This window comes from Pectinatus frisingensis (assembly GCF_015732285.1).
Classification (GTDB): domain Bacteria; phylum Bacillota; class Negativicutes; order Selenomonadales; family Selenomonadaceae; genus Pectinatus; species Pectinatus frisingensis.
The window spans coordinates 50,234-69,415 of the sequence record NZ_WIQU01000062.1; the positions used below are offsets into that span (position 1 = coordinate 50,234).

17 protein-coding genes are annotated in these 19,182 nt (G+C 37.4%); 15 read left to right on the forward strand and 2 right to left on the reverse strand.

From position 1 onward, the window contains the following. Positions 1–129 precede the first annotated feature (129 nt). On the forward strand, positions 130–1,971 hold the full coding sequence (locus tag I6751_RS11215; RefSeq protein WP_196590291.1) for an APC family permease: 1,842 nt from the start codon (positions 130–132) through the stop codon (positions 1,969–1,971). A gap of 137 nt (positions 1,972–2,108) precedes the next feature. Here the strand turns inward: I6751_RS11215 and iolG are convergent, their stop codons facing one another. Continuing rightward, positions 2,109–3,143 (reverse strand): inositol 2-dehydrogenase, encoded by a 1,035-nt coding sequence (gene iolG, locus I6751_RS11220; RefSeq protein WP_196590292.1) that lies wholly within the window; start codon positions 3,141–3,143, stop codon positions 2,109–2,111. 59 nt (positions 3,144–3,202) lie between these two features. Here iolG and I6751_RS11225 point away from each other — a divergent pair, with 59 nt between their 5' ends. From I6751_RS11225 to I6751_RS11290, 14 genes are all read left to right on the forward strand, one after another. After that, positions 3,203–3,493, forward strand: a complete 291-nt coding sequence (locus tag I6751_RS11225) for a TIM barrel protein (protein ID WP_231037775.1) — start codon at positions 3,203–3,205, stop codon at positions 3,491–3,493. A 316-nt stretch (positions 3,494–3,809) separates the two neighbouring features. After that, positions 3,810–4,382 (forward strand): HutD/Ves family protein, encoded by a 573-nt coding sequence (locus I6751_RS11230; protein ID WP_196590293.1) that lies wholly within the window; start codon positions 3,810–3,812, stop codon positions 4,380–4,382. A 128-nt stretch (positions 4,383–4,510) separates the two neighbouring features. Beyond that, positions 4,511–5,371, forward strand: coding sequence for a MurR/RpiR family transcriptional regulator (locus tag I6751_RS11235; protein ID WP_196590294.1), 861 nt, complete (start codon positions 4,511–4,513; stop codon positions 5,369–5,371). 176 nt (positions 5,372–5,547) lie between these two features. Beyond that, positions 5,548–6,819 carry a Zn-dependent hydrolase gene (locus tag I6751_RS11240; protein ID WP_196590295.1) on the forward strand — a complete coding sequence of 424 codons (1,272 nt, stop codon included), beginning with the start codon at positions 5,548–5,550 and terminating at the stop codon, positions 6,817–6,819. Position 6,820: 1 nt separating this feature from the next. Further along, a complete protein-coding gene (locus I6751_RS11245; protein WP_231037776.1) occupies positions 6,821–8,158 on the forward strand; it encodes an amidohydrolase family protein in 1,338 nt (445 codons plus the stop codon). Between the two features lie 23 nt (positions 8,159–8,181). Beyond that, complete coding sequence (locus I6751_RS11250; RefSeq protein WP_196590296.1) at positions 8,182–9,381, forward strand: aconitase X catalytic domain-containing protein; 1,200 nt, start codon at positions 8,182–8,184, stop codon at positions 9,379–9,381. Between the two features lies 1 nt (position 9,382). Continuing rightward, complete coding sequence (locus tag I6751_RS11255; protein WP_182185947.1) at positions 9,383–9,787, forward strand: aconitase X swivel domain-containing protein; 405 nt, start codon at positions 9,383–9,385, stop codon at positions 9,785–9,787. 13 nt (positions 9,788–9,800) lie between these two features. Continuing rightward, entirely contained in the window at positions 9,801–10,772 is a 972-nt protein-coding gene (locus I6751_RS11260; protein ID WP_196590297.1) for a C-terminal binding protein, read from the forward strand. A gap of 17 nt (positions 10,773–10,789) precedes the next feature. Then, on the forward strand, positions 10,790–12,034 hold the full coding sequence (gene hutI / locus I6751_RS11265) for an imidazolonepropionase (RefSeq protein WP_196590298.1): 1,245 nt from the start codon (positions 10,790–10,792) through the stop codon (positions 12,032–12,034). 26 nt (positions 12,035–12,060) lie between these two features. Next, positions 12,061–14,073, forward strand: coding sequence for a urocanate hydratase (locus I6751_RS11270; protein ID WP_196590299.1), 2,013 nt, complete (start codon positions 12,061–12,063; stop codon positions 14,071–14,073). A gap of 449 nt (positions 14,074–14,522) precedes the next feature. Continuing rightward, positions 14,523–15,314 carry an ABC transporter permease gene (locus tag I6751_RS11275; protein ID WP_196590300.1) on the forward strand — a complete coding sequence of 264 codons (792 nt, stop codon included), beginning with the start codon at positions 14,523–14,525 and terminating at the stop codon, positions 15,312–15,314. 22 nt (positions 15,315–15,336) lie between these two features. Continuing rightward, positions 15,337–16,149: an ABC transporter ATP-binding protein gene (locus I6751_RS11280; RefSeq protein WP_182185938.1), complete on the forward strand. Its 813-nt coding sequence runs from the start codon at positions 15,337–15,339 to the stop codon at positions 16,147–16,149. Between the two features lie 14 nt (positions 16,150–16,163). Then, positions 16,164–16,394, forward strand: coding sequence for a hypothetical protein (locus I6751_RS11285; protein WP_182185937.1), 231 nt, complete (start codon positions 16,164–16,166; stop codon positions 16,392–16,394). A gap of 243 nt (positions 16,395–16,637) precedes the next feature. Beyond that, positions 16,638–17,672 carry an ABC transporter substrate-binding protein gene (locus I6751_RS11290; protein WP_182185935.1) on the forward strand — a complete coding sequence of 345 codons (1,035 nt, stop codon included), beginning with the start codon at positions 16,638–16,640 and terminating at the stop codon, positions 17,670–17,672. A gap of 298 nt (positions 17,673–17,970) precedes the next feature. On the opposite strand, the gene I6751_RS11295 is transcribed toward I6751_RS11290, so the two are convergent. After that, complete coding sequence (locus tag I6751_RS11295; protein WP_182185931.1) at positions 17,971–19,125, reverse strand: S41 family peptidase; 1,155 nt, start codon at positions 19,123–19,125, stop codon at positions 17,971–17,973. Positions 19,126–19,182: the final 57 nt, after the last annotated feature.

A 19,182-nucleotide genomic window follows, 5' to 3' on the forward strand; every position in this document is an offset into this window, starting at 1 on the left:
TTATAAATTTTTAATTTAATCTTAATTTTATAAGGATATTATATTGCATAAAACAGTAATGTATATTATAGTAAATAGGCTGAATTTATACAATCTTAATATGTAATTAGTGTACTGGAGGACTTTGCGGTGTTTAGCAGAATAAGAAGACTGCTGATAGGGCGTCCGCTCAAAAATGAAGAGGCCCTTTATCAGCGTCTGCCAAAGTGGAAAGCCTTGGCAATATTTTCATCAGATGCGTTGTCGTCTGTAAGTTATGGCCCGGAACAGATAGCTGTCGTATTGGCATTATCTGGTATGGTAACTTATGGTTACTATCTTTATTCACTTATTCCGATAGTAATACTACTGGCAGTAGTAACTATTTCTTATACACAAGTGGCTAGAGCAAATCCGGGCGGCGGCGGTTCTTATTCGGTTGCCAGGGAAAATCTGGGAGAGGGACCGGCTTTAGTGGCAGGTGCTGCATTGTTTACTGATTATGTGCTCACTGTAGCTGTTAGTATAACATCCGGGACAGCTGCACTTACTTCGGCTTTTCCTTTTTTAGGTGATTATAAGATTGCTTTGGATTTGTTTGTTTTGTTTGGCGTCCTTACTATTATTAATTTGCGTGGGGTAAGTGAATCTGCTAAATTTTTTGTGCTGCCAACATATTTATTTGTCGGCAGTATGTTAGCGATAATATTGGTTGGTGTGGTTCAGGCTTTGACTGGTACGGCACCGGTTGTACCGGAAGTGTCTATGCAGCGTCAGCCAATGAATATGATGATATTTTTCCTGATATTGCGGGCTTTTGCCAATGGGTGCAGTTCCATGACCGGCTTGGAAGCAATAGCCAATGGTGTGCCAATGTTCAAAGAACCTGCATATGAAAATGCCATTCATACGACATATTATATGTCGGGCTTATTGGCAACGATGATGGTGGGAATTTCATTTTTGGTATTACATTATCATGTCATGCCTAATCCCGATATAACGATGTTGTCTCAGATTGCGGAAATGACGGTAGGCCGGGGATATTTTTATTATTTTTTTCAGCTGGCAACGATGTTGATATTATTTTTGGCGGCTAATACCGCTTATAACGGACTTCCGCCGCTTATGTCAATAATTGCCAAAGATGGTTATCTGCCGCGCTATTTGGGACAACGCGGTGAACGTTTGAACTTTTCCAATGGCATAATATTGCTCAGTTTAGCAACAGCTGTATTACTTATTGCATTTAATGGAAATACGGAACATTTGATTTCCTTGTATGCAATAGGTGTTTTCCTTTCCTTTACAATTGCCCAGTCCGGTATGGTGGTATATTGGTCGAGAAATAAGATACAGCATTGGCATTGGCGGGCGGCTATAAATGCTTTTGGTGCTGTAATAACGGGTATTGTTGTTGTTATTATAGCGGTGACTAAATTTTTTTATGGGGCGTGGATCGTTCTTATTTTTATTCCGGCGACGATATATTGCTTTAAGAAGATTAATTCGCATTATACGGAAATGGGTAAAGAACTGGCACTTAAACCCGGTGAAAAATTTAGGTATATAAGTTCACCTATTGCTAAAAACTATGTAATACTGCCGATATCTTATCCGACACGAAGTGTTATAGAAGCCATGCGTTATGCCAGAAAAATTGGTGATGAAGTCATAGCTGTGCATATTGCGGCAGATGAGCAAAATGCTGAATATGTGAAAAAAGTCTGGCATATACAAGATCCTGAGATTGGTATTGTTACAATCAAATCACCTTATCGGATGGTTATACAACCGTTGCTGGATTTTATTAAAAAGGTGCTTGTTGATAAAAATCCGGAAGATTATGTTACGGTATTAATTCCTGAAGTACAGACGAATAAATGGTGGCATCGTCTTTTACACAATCAGACCGGTTTGATTTTACGGACTTTGTTGATACACAAGGAAAATGTTATCGTGGTAACCGTACCATTTAGATTAAAAATGTGACTTGATTATTGAGATAAACAGCAAAAAAAGCTTTTGTACGATTTTGGTACAAAAGCTTTTTTGCTGTGCAGAACTAACAATAAAGGGGTATTTATATTGGAATTTATTAAATAAAATAGTGAGTATCTATATTATAGTCAGTCAATAGACAGATTGAAGGCTTTTTTTATTTCAGCTATTGTGACAGGTCTGTTTTCCTCAACAGATCTTTTGGCAGCAAGACCGATGAGTACAGGCTGTAATCCGTCGTTGGCATTCACGGTGGTTGGGGTGTTATTGCTGATTGAATCGACAAAAGAATTGATTTCAGCGGCGTAGGCCATCATATAACGTTCAAGGAAAAAATACATTGGTTTTTCACCTGTAACGCCATCTTTATCACTAATTACAGCGGTAGAATTACTATCATTATTTATTGAAACAGCACCTTTGGTGCCAAATACTTCGGCTCGTTGATCATAACCATAAGCAGCTTGACGACAGTTATCTATTATGGCGGTTGCACCATTGGCTAGCTTCATTGTTATCACTGCGGTATCTATGTCACCAGCTTTGCCAATCTCAGGATTAACAGTCACAGAACCAATAGCAAATACTTCTTCTACTTCGCTGCCAGACAGATAACGCACCATGTCAAAATCATGTATAGTCATATCAAGAAAAATACCACCGGATACTTTTATGTATTCTATAGGGGGAGCTTGTGGATCGCGGGAGGTTATTTTTATTATTTGCTGTCTGCCTATTTTACCAGCAGTAACGGCATCTTTTACAGCCTTGAAATTATGATCAAAACGACGATTGAATCCGACTTGATACTTTAATCCGGAAGTTTTTACTACATCCAAAACTTCTTTTATTTTTTTTACGTCATGGTCTATAGGTTTTTCGCAAAATACATGTTTACCAGATTTAATTGCTTCTATAGATATTGATGAGTGAGTATCCGTTGAGGAACATATAAGAACGGCATCAATATCTGGATCAGCCAAGATTTTTTTGTAATCGATATAAGTGTTCTCAATATCTAGGGAAGCTGCCCATTGTTTGCTATTATCATTTAAAAAAGGATCTGCGACAGCTTTGATCTTTGCATTTTTAACAAATTTTGTGATGCTTTCACCGTGAACACGTCCGATTCGTCCTATACCAATAATACCAATGTTTACCATTTATATCACCTGTTATTAATTAATATTTGGTTTGTTCAGGTGAAGATCATTTACGTGTATTGGATAAATATATTGGTAGAATTAAACATGTGCACCTAAAAGATGTCCGTAAAGGTATTGTTGAAAAAGTAAAAAATGAAAATTTAAGTTTCTTAAAAGGTGTAAGAATGGGAATGTTTACTGTTCCCGGTGATGGAGACATTGATTTTAGACCAATATTTGATATCTTAAATAAAAACAATTATAGTGGATGGGCATTAGTAGAAGCCGAACAAGATCCGGCTGTTGCAAACCCATTGGAATATGCATTAAAGGCACATGAATATGTTGAAAAGATAGCAAATATTTAATTTTAGTGAAAGTAATACTTGTAATATAGAAATGCTTGGGGTATCTTATAATAACTCAGGCATTTTTTGTTTAAGTAATTTAGTAAAGAGAATTTTATTAGTAATAAAAAGATGCATATGAGTTGTCAATATGAATCTCACTGTTTTGTGAGATTGTAACGGTGAATATGAGATACAGATCATTAGATATTCGCACATTTGTTAATAATAAACCATCTTGACATTTTGGACGGTTAATTTTATACTGATGCTGAGCAATGGTGCTTATCAGAAGGGTAAGTGCCTTTTTATTTTTAAAAGAAGGGCGATATTATAGATGGCTGTTGAGGTGTTTTTAAAAGAGAACTATACTGTCACTGATTGGAGCGGCGGAACCACTACGCAGATGTATATATTTCCGGAAAACGCTGAGTATAATAAAAGAAATTTTAAATTGCGGCTAAGTTCAGCAACTGTAAAAACACCAGTATCCGAATTTACTGATTTGAAGAATATAGACCGTATTTTGATGAGTCTTAATAAAAAGATAGAACTCGAGCATAATAAGCAGGAAAAGGTCATATTGAAACCTTTTGAGGCATATTATTTCAGCGGCGGCGATAAAACTATGAGCTATGGATGTTGTGAGGACTTTAATGTCATGCTTAAGCACGGTTCATATAATAAAGCAAAGCTTTTTCTTAATGAGGCAGGGCAATTCGATCTGTATGGTGATGCAGATGAGTGTTTTTTATATGTATATAAAGGTGAATACAAGGTAATAACACAAGATGGCAGCAGTTATACACTTCAGGCTTTACATATGATGCATCTTGATGATTTTTCTGCGGGAAAAATTATAAGACTGGATATGCAGTCAAAGATGGTAGTATTTAAAATTAATTGGTAACATTTATGCAGGCATTAAGTCCATAAGCGTTGATTGAAATAATGGCTGCAGGTAAGTGCTGTGTTTTGCATAATGTCTTGAGTATTAATCAATGAAAATTAATTATTATATTATTAAGGGAAACACATATGGGAAAGAATATTGAGACCTTTGGGCAGCTGACAAATATGCTTAAGCTTATTGCAGATACATCTCCGACCTATAAAAAGATTGCTATGTATATAAATGATAATTATCTGCAGATAGTATTCATGACTACAAATGAATTGGCGGAGCAGGTTGGGGTGAGCCAAGGCAGTATATCAAGATTTTTTATGGCTTTAGGGTACAGAGGATATAATGACTTTTTGCAGAATCTGCAGAATATAGTAAGTAAGGAATTAACAGCTCCTAAGAGGCTTCAATTCACTGAAAAGCATGGTGTAAAAGATAAATATATGCATTCAATTTTTGACAATGAATTAGCTAATATGGAAAAGCTTGGCAGCATAATGGAAACAGATAATTACAAAAAAATAGTTGATATGATAGCTTCTGACAGACAGTTGATTTTAATGTCAGCCAGAATGTCGGCTACTATTGTTCCGTATGTACGGTATATATTGAACAAAATGAGAAATATGGTTTATGAATATAAGCCGTCGACGCCGCAATGGGATACAGTAGAACTTATGGATCCTGAAAAAGTAAATATAATGGCAGTTATGTTTCCGCGCTATCCGCGTGTACTTGTTGAAAAATGTCAACGGCTTAAAGAAAAAGGGTTTCATATATATGGCATTACTGATAGTGAATTTTCTCCGTTGATAGAATGTAGTGATGCTGCGGTATGTGTACCGCTTACGGTATCGTCAATCTTTGATATTTACAGTACACCTATGATTTTTTTCAATATATTATTACGGGATGCAGCAAAGAAAATACCGGGAATTTCTATGCGCATGGATAAAATAGAGAAGATAGAACTGCAAAATAAAGTTTACTATTGACATTTATTTAATAGAAATTTATAATATGATATATCAATAAGAAGCAACGGCGCTTTATTCAAAAGGGAATAGAGTGCTTTTTTTTTATTATTTATTGAATGATATTTTCATTATAAAACATTTGTGAATGAAACGATTTAGCAATGAGATATATATTTTAACAGAGGATGATGCTTGTGATAGAACAGATGAAAAAAAGAACTGTCTCAATTAATAAAGAGAGACTTCTATATCGTTTAGAAGAAATGTCACAGTTTGGATTGAATAAGAAAACAGGTGGAATTGACCGTCAGCTTGGCAGCCAGGCTGATAAAGATACAAGAAAATGGCTGAAGAATATATGGAATAATGAAATGAGGCTCAATGTTACAGTGGATGCTATTGCCAATATTTGGGGAAGCTATGGACAGCATTTAAAAAACAGGCCTATTGTTTTTGGTTCGCATCACGATAGCGTTCCTAATGGGGGCAGATTTGATGGTGCATTAGGTGTTTTGATAGCAATGGAGGCTATTCAGACGATAAAAGAAAATAATATTGCAACGCAGCATCCGTTGGAAATTATTTCTTTCACAGGTGAAGAACCAAATAGCTTTTCTGTATCAACTCTAGGAAGTAAAGTATTGTGCGGACGCTTGACTAAAAAGAATATAGATTTATTGAGTGATAAGAATACAGGAAAAACTTTAACGGAAACTATTGATGAGCTTGGCGGCAGCAGTCAGAGAATAGATGAGGCTAAGCTTGTGCCAGGTATGATGACAGCTTTTTTGGAAATGCATATTGAACAAGGGCAATGTTTGTACAAGATGGAAAAGGCTGTTGCTGCCGTAAACTGTATCACAGGCATATATCGTGAAATAATAACGGTAAAAGGTGAGGCTAATCATGCTGGAACGACTCATTTGCAGGACAGACGCGATGCATTGTGCGCAGCCTCGGAATTGTGTCTTGCCATTGAGGCTATAATGAAACGATTGAATGATGTATCTGTTACAGTTGGACGTATACAAATAAAGCCAAATGCTTCTAATATAATACCTGGTGAAGCAAAATTCACAATAGATATGAGAACTGCTTATCCCGGGAGAAAAAGACAGGCATTGGCAATATTGACAGAAAAGGTAAAAGAAATAACTGATAGGCGCGGTGTAAAAATTATACGTGAACTTAATCTTGATCAGTCGGAAATGCCTATGGATAAGGAAGTGATAAATGCTGTTTTACGGGCATCAGAACTTGAAGAACAGCAGTCAATACAGCTTGTGAGTATGGCTGGGCATGATGCGGCTAATATGGCACGCCTTACTAAGACAGCAATGCTGTTTGTACAAAGTGTGAAAGGATACAGCCATTGTCCGGAAGAATATACAGCATCACAGGAAATTGAAATAGCAGCACAGGTTTATCTTGATACATTATTGATCTTGGATAGGGAGTTAAAATAATATGACGGTAAAAATAATAAAAGCGTCAGCAATTTTTAATGATAATATTCTAAAAAATAAAAGAGCTGTTGCTGTGAATATGGATACAGGTGATATCAAGAAAATAGGCCTATTTGAAGAGTTGCAGCAGGAATATTCAGATGCAGACATAGAGGACTGGGGAGAGCTTATAATTGTCCCGGGGAGTGTTAATGCTCATAATCATAGCTTTCAGAGTCTATTGAGAGGTATAGCTGCTGACAGACCTTTTTTAGAATGGCGGGATAATTCTCTTTACAAGTTTTCGCCGCGAATGCGTCTCGACGATATCTATACAGGAGCTTTATTTGCTTTTACTGAAATGATGAAATGCGGTGTTACTACCGTGTCAGATTTTTTTTATCTGCATCAGTTTGGCAGCCAGAGTGATGAAGCGGTAATTCAAGCGGCAAAGGATGCCGGTATACGGCTGGTTGTTGCCAGTACTATGTATGATTGGAGCGGAGCACCTTCAGGTTATGTAGAAAATGTAAAAATAGCTAGGAAACGTACTGAAATCTTGATGAAAAAATATTCCGGCGGCATGGTAAAAGTAATACCGGCACCACATAGCCTTCATGCAGCTTCACCGGAAATGATAATGGCTGGGCATAAGCTGGCACAGGAATATGGTACGCCATATCATATTCATGTGGCAGAGGAAATGTTTGAAGTGGAACAGGTCAAAAGGGAACATGGTATGACACCACTTGCTTATTTGGATTCATTGGGAGTAGTTGATGAGCATATGTCAATAATTCATGGTGTATGGCTCAATAATACTGAAATAAAAACAATGGGGCAAAAGGGAGCACATCTTATATACTGTCCATCCAGCAATATGTTTTTGGCTGATGGGATCACTGATATACCAGCTTATATGAAAAATGGCGTACCGATTGCCTTGGGCAGCGATGGTGCCTGTGGTAATAATCGTATCAGCGTATTCGAAGAAATGCGCATGGTTTCCATATTGCAGAAGGCAAAAACCTGCAATGCACTTTGTGTAAATTACGAGGACTCTTTTAAAATGGGAACACAAAATGGAGGAATTGTACTAGATATTCCTGTCGGTAAAATAATACCAGGCTATAAAGCTGATTTTGTCGGTATATCAGTAAAGGACTTTTCTATGCAGCCGTTAACGGAAAAAGGTCATCAGTTTCTACCAAACATGGTTTATTCTATGCAGCCTACTGCGATTGGCCGGGTGGCAGTTAACGGCAGAACAACCGTGATAAATAATCAGCTTGTCAATATAGTTGAGAGCAAAGTGCTTGAACTTATATCGGCAACAATGCATCATTTGGAACAAGACTAAATATATAATAGGGGAGATTATAGATGTACCTGACAGAAGAAGAACAGAAAATGCTAAATGGTGATTATGGGCAGGGAACGCAGCTGGCAATGGAAATATTGGCAGCCATAGGTGAGGCTTATGATGCACCCAAAATGGTGCCGGTGACGCGTACTCATGTTGCCCTCAGCAATCAGGAAGCTGATTTATGGTTTGCAGAAAAACTGGTAAAAGGCGGGGCAAAATGCTGCATTCGTCCCACCGTAAATCCGAGCTTCAATTTAAAGCAGTTTCAGGAAATAACAACTATAGAAAAAGAAGATGAAGAAATCGTGATGCGTACACATGCCGCTTATAATAAGCTCGGTGCGGTAATGACTTATGACTGTACGCCATATTTAGAAAAAAATGTACCCCGCTTTGGTGAAATAATTTCTTTTTCGGAATCAAGTGCCACACCATTTGTTAATTCTGTTTATGGAGCTCGCACCAATAGAGAATCAGCACAAAGTGCCTTATGCAGCGCTGTAACTGGTGTTACACCATATTATGGTTATTTGCTCAAGGAAAATCGTGCCGGACAGGTATTGGTCCATGTAGAAGCAGATATGGAAGATGATTTTGCCTATCAAATGCTGGGGTATTTCGCACCTAAAAAGATCGGATTTGACATACCTGTATTTGAAGGATTGAAAAATCCAAGCAAAGAAGCTTTGATGAATCTTGGTGCACAGCTTAATACTGGAGGAAATGTAGCGCTTTATCATATACTGGGGTTTACGCCGGAAGCATTAACTATGGAAGAAGCATTTCAAGGAAAGGCACCGCAGCATGAAGTGGTTATTACTGATGATGATTTAAAGGCTATGCGGGAAGAAATTTCTGATAAGAAAGGCAAAATAGATTTTGCTCTTTATGGTTGTCCACATTTTACAATTGATCAGGTAAGCACGGTAGCTGATCTGGTGAATGGCAAAAAACTCGCTGTACCGCTTTTTATAATGACTTCTTCCTTGACACACAGTCTGGCACAAAAGATGGGATATATGGATATCATAAGGGCTGCCGGTGGTGAAATAGTAGAGGATACCTGTATGGATCAGCCCTGCTGGAAATTCCTTTATGGCAAAAAGGGAATAACTGATTCACCAAAATGTGCTTATTATACTAAAAGGCGTGATATGCAGTTTGTGATAGCACCATTAAAAGACAGTGTCATTGCAGCATTGAAAGGGGAGTATTGATATGGATAAGCAGTATAAATGCCATAAAATATCCGGTGGTAAAGTTAAAGGTGAATTATTGTTTTCTAAAGATGGATTATGTTTTTATCTGATAGATCCGAAGACAGGTAAAATTATAGAAAAAGAACACTGCCTTTATGGACAGTCTATTGCCGGAAAAATTCTCGTATTCCCATATGGTAAAGGAAGTTCTGTAGTACAGGCCGATGGTATGTATCAATTGAAAATGACCGGCATGAATCCAGCGGCAATGATAGTTGTAAATGCTGATACCACTTTGGCTGCAAGCGCAATCATTCTTAAAGCGCCGATGGTAAATAAAATGAGTGGTGATTTTTACAAGGAGCTGCATAACGGAGATATGGCAGAGCTGGATGCAGATAATGGTATTTTAACTAGAATATGAAAGGGATATTTGCATGAAACCTGTAAAAATTTGGATAATTGATGAAGAATGGCCGGAATATGAATATGAAACTACCGTTTTAAAAAGAGAATTACCGGGCTGTGAAATAAGATATTCAACTTATGACAATGAAAAGGATTTGGAAGAGTTCGGCCGGTACGCTGATATTATTTTAGCTCAGATATACGTTGATTTTTCTGCACAGATAATAAATAAATTGGAATGCTGCAAAGGAATAGCCGTTTATGGAGGCGGTTATGACAGAGTTGATATCGCAGCAGCGCGTGCCAGAGGAATAGGTGTTACCAATGTTCATGGTTATTGTATAGAAGATATAGCAGATTACGTTATGGCGGCAATATACAGTATATGTAAACCATTAAATGGTTATAAGGATAATATTAAAGCAGGAATGTGGGGAGCACAGGCAGTAAAAAATGTAATTTTTCACAGAATTTCGCAGCGGACGCTGTTTGTAGCAGGATTTGGTCTGGTCGGCAGAGGCGTGGCACAAAAAGCATTGTCAATGGGGATGAAGGTAATAGCTTATGATCCTTTTGTACCGGAAGAAAAAATGCAGGAAATGCACGTTATGCCGGTATGTTTGGAAGATGGATTTAAACAAGCAGATTTTGCAAGTATACATATAATATGTAATGAAAAAACAACCAATCTTATAACGAAGAAATATTTTTCCATGATGAAACCGACAGCTTATCTTATAAACACCGCCCGTGGAAAGGTACTTAATGAAGCAGAACTTATTGAAGCAGTAGAAAACAAAACCATTGCAGGAGCTATTATTGATGTTGTAAATGTTGAACCACCGACAGGCAGGGAACAAATTTTTAATACAGGAAATATCACAGTAACACCGCATATATGCTACATATCGGCTGAATCTTATAAAGAATTGAAGGAACGTACAGCATATAATGCTATAAAAATGCTGCGCGGTGAAAGACCTGATGACTTAGTGAACTGAAAGAACAAGGTGATAAAATGGAACGTTTGCTGATAAAAAACTTGTCACAGATTGCAACACCTATAGGAAAGTCGGCTTTGAAAGGCAAGAAAATGGAAGACATAAAGTTTTATCATGATGGAGCCATTTATTGCGAAGATGGAATAATACAAGCAGTTGGTAATACTCAGGCGATAGTGCACAGATTAAAACCTGCAGCTGAAATGAAAATAATTGATGGTAAAGGAAAATGCGCTGTACCAGGTTTTATTGATCCGCATACGCATTTTTTGTTTGGCGGCACTCGTGCTGATGAATTTATTTCACGGCTGGAAGGTGTACCGTATATGGAGCTTTTGAAAAGGGGCGGTGGAATTGTCAGCACGATGAAGGCTACACGTGCTATGACGGAAGATGAAATGTATGCTGCCGGTAAAAAAACACTGGAAAATATGATAAAACAGGGTTTCACCATGATAGAAGGAAAAAGCGGCTATGGGCTTGATCATGATACAGAATTAAAGATGCTGCGCGCTATGAAAAAAATGAATGAAACTTTACCAGTATCATTAAAAACAACATTTCTCGGAGCACATGCTGTTCCACCAGAATTTGCCGGTAATGCAGATGAGTTTATAGATTTTTTAATTGAAAAAGTTTTACCGGAAGTTGCAAAAGATAATCTTGCACAATTTTGCGATGTCTTTTGTGAAAAAGGTGTATTTACTGTAAAGCAGTCCAAGAAACTGCTGCTGGCTGCCCAGCAAATGGGATTAAAGTCAAAAATACATGCTGATGAGATAGTATCCACTGGTGGCGCCGGACTTGCTGTGCAGGTCGGAGCAATTAGTGCCGATCATTTATTGGCTGTATCGAGTACTGATATTGAAAAGCTGTCAGTAAGCAACACAGTGGCAGTACTTTTGCCAATCACGGCATTTTGTATGCGAAAAGACTTTGCCCCGGCTCGCCGCATGATAGATGCAGGATGTGCTGTAGCACTGGCAAGCGACTATAATCCGGGCAGCTGTTATTCATATGCAGCACCGCTTTTACTGGCACTTGCTGTTATAAGCATGAAGATGAGTATTAATGAGACTGTTACGGCTATAACGCTGAATGCTGCGGCAGCTGTTGATGAGGCTGAAACGGCAGGCAGCCTGGAAATAGGTAAAAAGGCAGATATTCTGCTTTTAAACAAACCGGATTATCGTTTTTTAGTTTATCTAACTGGTGTAAATATAGTTGAGCATGTTATAAAAAATGGCAAACTGTTATTTTAAAAAATTATGCAAGGGAGTAATTTGGAATGGCAAAATTAGTAACTGATGTAAAGCTGGACAATGTTTTTCCAGATATGCCGGAAGTCAAAAAAGGCATTCGTCGTGCACCGAGCCGCGGGTTTCTACTTAGCAATGATCAGACGAAAACAGCTTTAAAAAATGCCCTGCGTTATCTGCCTAAAGAACTGCATGAAAAAGCTGCACCGGAATTTTTACATGAATTGAAAACATATGGTCGTATATACGCATATAGGTGGCGGCCGCAAGGACGCATCTACGGTAAACCGATAGATGAATATAAGGGAAATTGTATTGAAGGAAAAGCTTTTCAGGTAATGATCGATAATAATCTTGATTTTGAAGTGGCACTTTATCCTTATGAACTCGTAACATATGGTGAAACAGGCAGTGTATGCCATGATTGGCTTGGTTATAGACTGATAAAAAAGTATCTGGAAATAATGACTAATGAACAAACTCTGGTAATAGAATCTGGCATGCCAATCGGTTTGTTTCCATCCAAACCGAATGCACCGCGTGTTATAAATACTAATGCCTTGATGATTGGTATGTTTGATAATGAAAGGGATTGGGAAATCGCTGAGGAAATGGGTGTAGCCAATTATGGGCAGATGACAGCCGGTGGCTGGATGTATATTGGACCGCAGGGAATTGTTCATGGTACGTATAACACACTTTTAAATGCCGGTCGTCTGCACTTGGGAATTCCTAATGACGAAGATTTGCGCGGACATATATTCGTAAGCTCAGGAATGGGTGGAATGAGTGGCGCACAGCCTAAGGCTGTTGAAATAGCTAATGGGGTGGGTATAATAGCCGAAGTTGATTATTCCCGTATAAAAACGCGTCTGGATCAGGGATGGGTAAGTGAATGCTATGATAATCTTGATGAAGTATTTAAATCAGCTAATAAGCATATGAAAAATAGGATGACCATATCTATAGCTTATAATGGCAATATAGTTGATCTTTTAGAGTATATTGTAAAAAATGATATAAAAATCGACCTTATGAGTGATCAAACTTCATGCCATGTTGTCTATGAGGGTGGATACTGCCCGCAGGGAATTACCTTTGAAGAACGTACACGCATGCTGTCAGAAGACCGTGAAACTTTTAAAAAATTTGTAGATAAAAGTCTGCGGCGTCAGTATAGGCTCATAATGAGCTGTGTAAAAAAAGGAACATATTTCTTTGACTATGGCAATTCTTTTCTTAAAGCAGTATATGATGCCGGTGTAAAAGAATTATCCAAGAATGGCATTGATGAAAAAGATGGATTTACTCTGCCGTCCTATGTTGAAGATATAATGGGACCGCATCTTTTTGATTATGGCTATGGTCCATTTCGCTGGGTATGCCTTAGCGGTAAGCACAAAGATCTTGTGCAGACAGATAAGGCCGCTATGTCCTGTATCAATCCCGATCGCCGTTACCAGGATAGAGATAACTATAACTGGATACGTGATGCAGAAAAAAATAAAATGGTAGTTGGTACACAGGCACGCATACTTTATCAGGATGCTGAAGGAAGAATAAAAATTGCTCTTAAATTTAATGAAATGGTACGGAAGGGAAAAGTCGGACCAATAATGCTGGGACGTGATCATCATGATGTCAGCGGCACAGATTCGCCATTCAGAGAAACGTCTAATATTAAAGATGGCAGCAATGTTATGGCTGATATGGCTGTACAGTGCTATGCCGGTAATGCGGCCCGCGGCATGAGTCTGATTTCACTGCACAATGGTGGTGGTACCGGTATAGGTAAAGCTATAAACGGTGGATTTGGACTGGTACTTGATGGCAGTGAAAGAATTGATAAGATAATAAAATCAGCTATACTCTGGGATGTAATGGGAGGAGTAGCCCGCCGTAACTGGGCACGCAATCCTCATGCAATGGAAGTGGCAGAAGAATTTAATAAAAAATATGAAGGCAAGGGACATATCACTATACCTTTTGTGGCAGACGAAGATATGATAAATACTCTTGTTGATAAAATGTTTGATGAATAAGTTTATGTTACCGGGTAGATTGACATTAAAATTGAAGAGTAAGCAGAAAATGATGAAATGGTATCTGCTTCGTGCCCAGGATATAATAAAGACTCATATAAAAGCATTAGCGAATGCAATTGCATTTGTAAAAATTAAGTATATATATTATCATTAAAGGATTATTAAAATGAGAAAAATGAGTATTGAATGCATAAATATATAAGTTTGATATAATAAAATAAAGATATTTTAATATCATAATAAAATGTATAATTGACAACCTAATAAATGCATATTATAATGAGTACATAAAAAGCAATGGCGCTTATCCTTTAGAGGATAGGTGCCATTTTTATTATATTTAGGCATAAATGAAATTATCATTAATGCAAGTGAATGATTTATTACAATCACAATATAAGGATAATATATAAGCTTAAGTATTTATAATATTATGGAGGTAAAAAATGGGATCATTAATAGATGCATTTACACCTAAGGGAAAAATGAAATCTACATATGTCGTTGTAATTGCAGCAATAGCATTCGCAATAATTTTACTGCTGTGGTCGGCATTTACTTTAACAGGAGCGGTTGATCAGTTTTTTTTGCCACCGCCTACTGATGTAATAAAAACAGCTATAAGTTTATTTACTCAGGGAGATTTCATAAAAGATATAGGGATAACGGTTTTTCGTGTTATGGCAGGGTTCATAATCGCGGCTGCAGTAGCGTTGCCGCTGGGACTTATGATAGGAACCTATGCACCTATGTCAGCTTTTTTGGAATATGTAGTTTCCTTTGTCAGATACCTGCCGGCATCAGCATTTATTCCATTGTTTATTTTGTGGATAGGAATAGATGAACCGGAAAAGATAGCGGTAATTATCCTGGGAAGTTTTCCACAGCTGATTTTGATGATTGCAACTAATGTGCGCAATGTACCGATGTCAATGATTGAAGTCTCCTATACACTGGGAACATCAAAGGCTGATGTTTTATGGAAAGTAATTTTACCAAAAGCGCTGCCCGATATAATGGATACATTTCGTACTGTTTTAGGCTGGGCATGGACATATGTAATAGTTGCAGAACTAGTAGGCGCATCTTCCGGCATAGGGTTTATGATAATTCAGTCACAGAGGATGATGAATACGGCTAATATTTTTGTTGGCATTTTATCTATAGGATTTATAGGAATGATTATTGATGTTTTATTTAAACTTTGTCATAAGAAATTTTTCTTCTGGAATAATTAATGCATAACAGGAAGGGATACAAATGCAGATTAGAGATATAGAAAATACCAATTTAGGGCTTGAGGTAGAGAATGTAACTAAAATATATAACATAAAAAAAGGCAATGTTTTAGCATTGGATAATGTTAGTTTGCATGTACATCCCAATGAATTTTTATCGCTGTTGGGAACGTCAGGCTGTGGAAAATCGACATTACTGCGGATCATTTGTGGATTAGAGAAAACAACGGAAGGTCGAATAGTAAATCAGGGGAAAGTTATAACAGGTCCGGGGGCAGATAGAGGAATGGTCTTTCAGGCATATAATCTTTTTCCATGGATGACTATTTCTGAAAATATTCAATTTGGTTTAAAGCAAAAAAAAGCTTCTTCTAAAGAAGCCAGGGAAATAGCAGAACATTATACAAATCTTGTTGGTCTTAACGGTTTTGAAACGCAGTATCCTAATTCTCTTTCCGGAGGGATGAGGCAGAGGGTGGCAATTGCCAGAGCTTTAGCCAATGATCCCAGCGTGCTTCTTTTGGACGAACCTTTTGGAGCATTGGATATGCAGACAAGAGGAGTTATGCAGGAACTATTGTTGAACATATGGCAAAAATCACCAAAAACGATAATAATGGTGACTCATGATGTAGATGAAGCAATATTTTTGGCTGACAGGGTAGCGATAATGTCAGCCCGGCCCGGTAAAATTAAAGAAATACTGGATGTAAAGAAAGGACTGCCAAGGCCGCGTAACTATCATGTAAAAACATCACAGGAGTTTATCAAATATAAAGAAAGGGCAACTGATATTATCAGGGAAGAAAGTATGAAACTTTTAAATAGTGTATAAAAAGGAGAATTTTTATGTATTTGATAAGAAAGTTTATTACTGAGAATCAGCAGGAAACCAGGCTGGTTGTAGGATATACCTATGAATTGGAAAATGCGGTAGAATCCATTGAAATTAATTATGGTGAGCCTGATTCTATAGAAGATATTACAGGCGGTAAGATACTTTATTATAATAAATCAGGTAAAAAGATGGCTTTTTGGGTTCGTGAAATGAGTCTAATAGAAAAAGGCAATAAATTCTAATAATAGGATGATTTTGATAATAACGAGCTACAATTTTAGTATGGGCTTATAGTCCTTTTCGGATGAAAATCATAAAACAAATATTAACAATAAGGTGTGATGATATTACTCTAATGGCAAAGCAAAGGCGCTTATTCCAAGTAAGGGAGTAGGCGTTTTTGTTTTATTTTATATTAAGAAATGAATAATTTATTCATTCAATATGGTGGTTATTTAATTTATATATTTTGGGAGGTAGCAACTATGAAATTAAAATGGGAAAAATTGATTGCGGCTGGAATAGCATCAGCTATGCTGATTGTGGCTGCAGGATGTGGTGGAAGTACAGGTACGTCATCCGGTTCGGGATCTGGGACAGGATCGGGGTCGGCACAAAGTGACAAGGTAATCATAGGACAGTCGTCATGGATAGGTTTCGCACCACTTTATATAGCTGAAGAAAAAGGATTTTTTAAAGAACATGGTGCTGATGTTGAAATTCAGTCAATTGAAAGCAAGACTGACAGCAAAACAGCGCTGGCAGCTGATCGGATTCAAGGTGTATCCACCGATATGTCCACGCAGGTCATGAATGCGGCAGCAGGCATTGATTTAGCACAAATTCTGGCATTAGATACTTCAGCCGGCGGTGATGGCATAGTAGCTAAGAAGGAATATAATTCAATTGAGGATTTAAAAGGTAAGAAAATTGCACTTGATACTACAGGCGGTGCTGATTATTTTTGGTTTCAATATTTATTACAGCAAAAAGGAATGACACTTAAGGATTTTGATGTGCAGAATATGTCAGCAGGGGATGCTGGAGCTGCTTTTGTTGCAGGAAAAGTTGATGCTGCTATTACTTGGCAGCCATGGCTTTCAAAAGCGGAAAAAACTGATTTTGGGCATACCATAATAGACAGTAAGGCAAGCCCTGGCGTAATAGTAGATACATTCGCTATGAAAAAATCCTATATAAAGGATCATCCTCAAGTAGCAAAAGCAATTGTAGCAGGCTGGTATGAAGCTATTAATTATATGAAATCCAACCCGGATGATGCTATAGCTATTATTGCAAAAAGAATGGGCGAAAAACCGGAAAGCATAAAATCTGAGTTAAATGATGTAAAATTTTATGACCAAGCTGGTAATAAGGCTTATTTTGGAACTGCTGATAATCAGGGTGATTTTTATAAGGTTACTGCTTTGGCAGCTAAATTGTGGAAGGATCTTGGTCTTGTAAACAAGGATGTAGATGCCGCATCAATTATTGACGGTTCTTTTCTTGATGCAAAATAACTTGAATAGTTAAAAACTCACTGATGATGATATATAAAAAATAATAGTTCATGTACACTTCCTATATGGCAGACGGATATTAGAAATTGTTGCTGTGTAGGAAGTATTTTTATGGGAAAATAAAGGGGCGTCGCATGAATGTGTTGATTTCATAAAGATGCGGCTATTATTTACAAGTCTTATTAGAATTGTAAATTTCAGTAGTAAATACAATTCTTTATATAAAAAATTAATAATAAAATAATGAGGCAATGGCAGTAAAATAAAAGAATTACTGTCATTGCCCCATTATTTATATTTATTGTGCTAATTTTTGTTTCATGACATCTATAGCTGTATTGAGCTGATTATCAACGTTACCGCTGGTATCAAGTTCTACAGGAACGTCGGGTTCAATACCGGTACCATCTATTGAACGACCGCTTGGCGTATAATATTTAGCAATAGTAAGCTTGATAGCAGTTCCTTCACCTAAAGGAATTATTTGTTGTACGGAACCTTTACCGTAAGATTTGGTACCAACAAGAGTGGCAGCTTTAGTATCTTGCAAAGCACCGGCAAGAATTTCAGATGCGCTGGCACTGTTACCATCAATCAGGACGACAATCGGATAAGCAGATTGTTCCAGTTCCGAACTATAAGTTTCCTTGTTGCCGCTGCGGTCAACAGTTGAAACGATTGTACCTTTGGGAACTACTTGCTTGGCAATTTCAACGCAGCTGGTTAAAAGTCCGCCGGGATTTGAACGTAAATCAATTATCAAGCCTTTCATGCCTTGATTTTGTAAATCAGTATATGCTGCAGAAAATTCTTTACCAGTGTTTTCTGAAAACATACCTATTCGTAAGTAACCGATATTGTTATTAAGCATCTGATGTGTTACAGTGGATGTTTTAATAGTTGCCCGGGTTAGTTTTACACTGCGCTGGCCATCAGCATTTTTCAGTGTGAGTGTAACATCGGTACCGACAGGGCCTCTGATGTGTGAAGCTATTTGGTCAAAAGAAAAATCTTTAGTTGGGGTATCATCTATGGCAACTATTTCGTCACCTTGTTTTATACCGGCCTGTTCGCCGGGAGTGTCTTTCATTACTGTAACAACATTAACAGATTGGTTATCCTTGTTATATTGCATAACGACGCCGATTCCGCCGAATGAACCTTCTGTTTGTTCCATCAAGCGTTTATAAAGATCCTGATTGAGATAAACAGAATGTGGATCGCCCAGGGAATTAACCATACCGGTTATAGCACCATCAATTAATTTACTATTATCCACATTATTGACATAATCAGTCTGGATTAGTCGCAAGGCACCAAAAAAACGCACTGTGTCAGCAAGTTTATATTTATTAAAACCGAATAGAAAATAAAATATAGATAAAGTAATTAAAGAAGAGGCTATAAATACAATAAATACCAGCGCCGCCAGAAACTTTTTATTGACTTTCATAATTATCACATCCAATAGAGTTTAGTACCGGCCTTATAGAGAAGGAATTGTATAGGA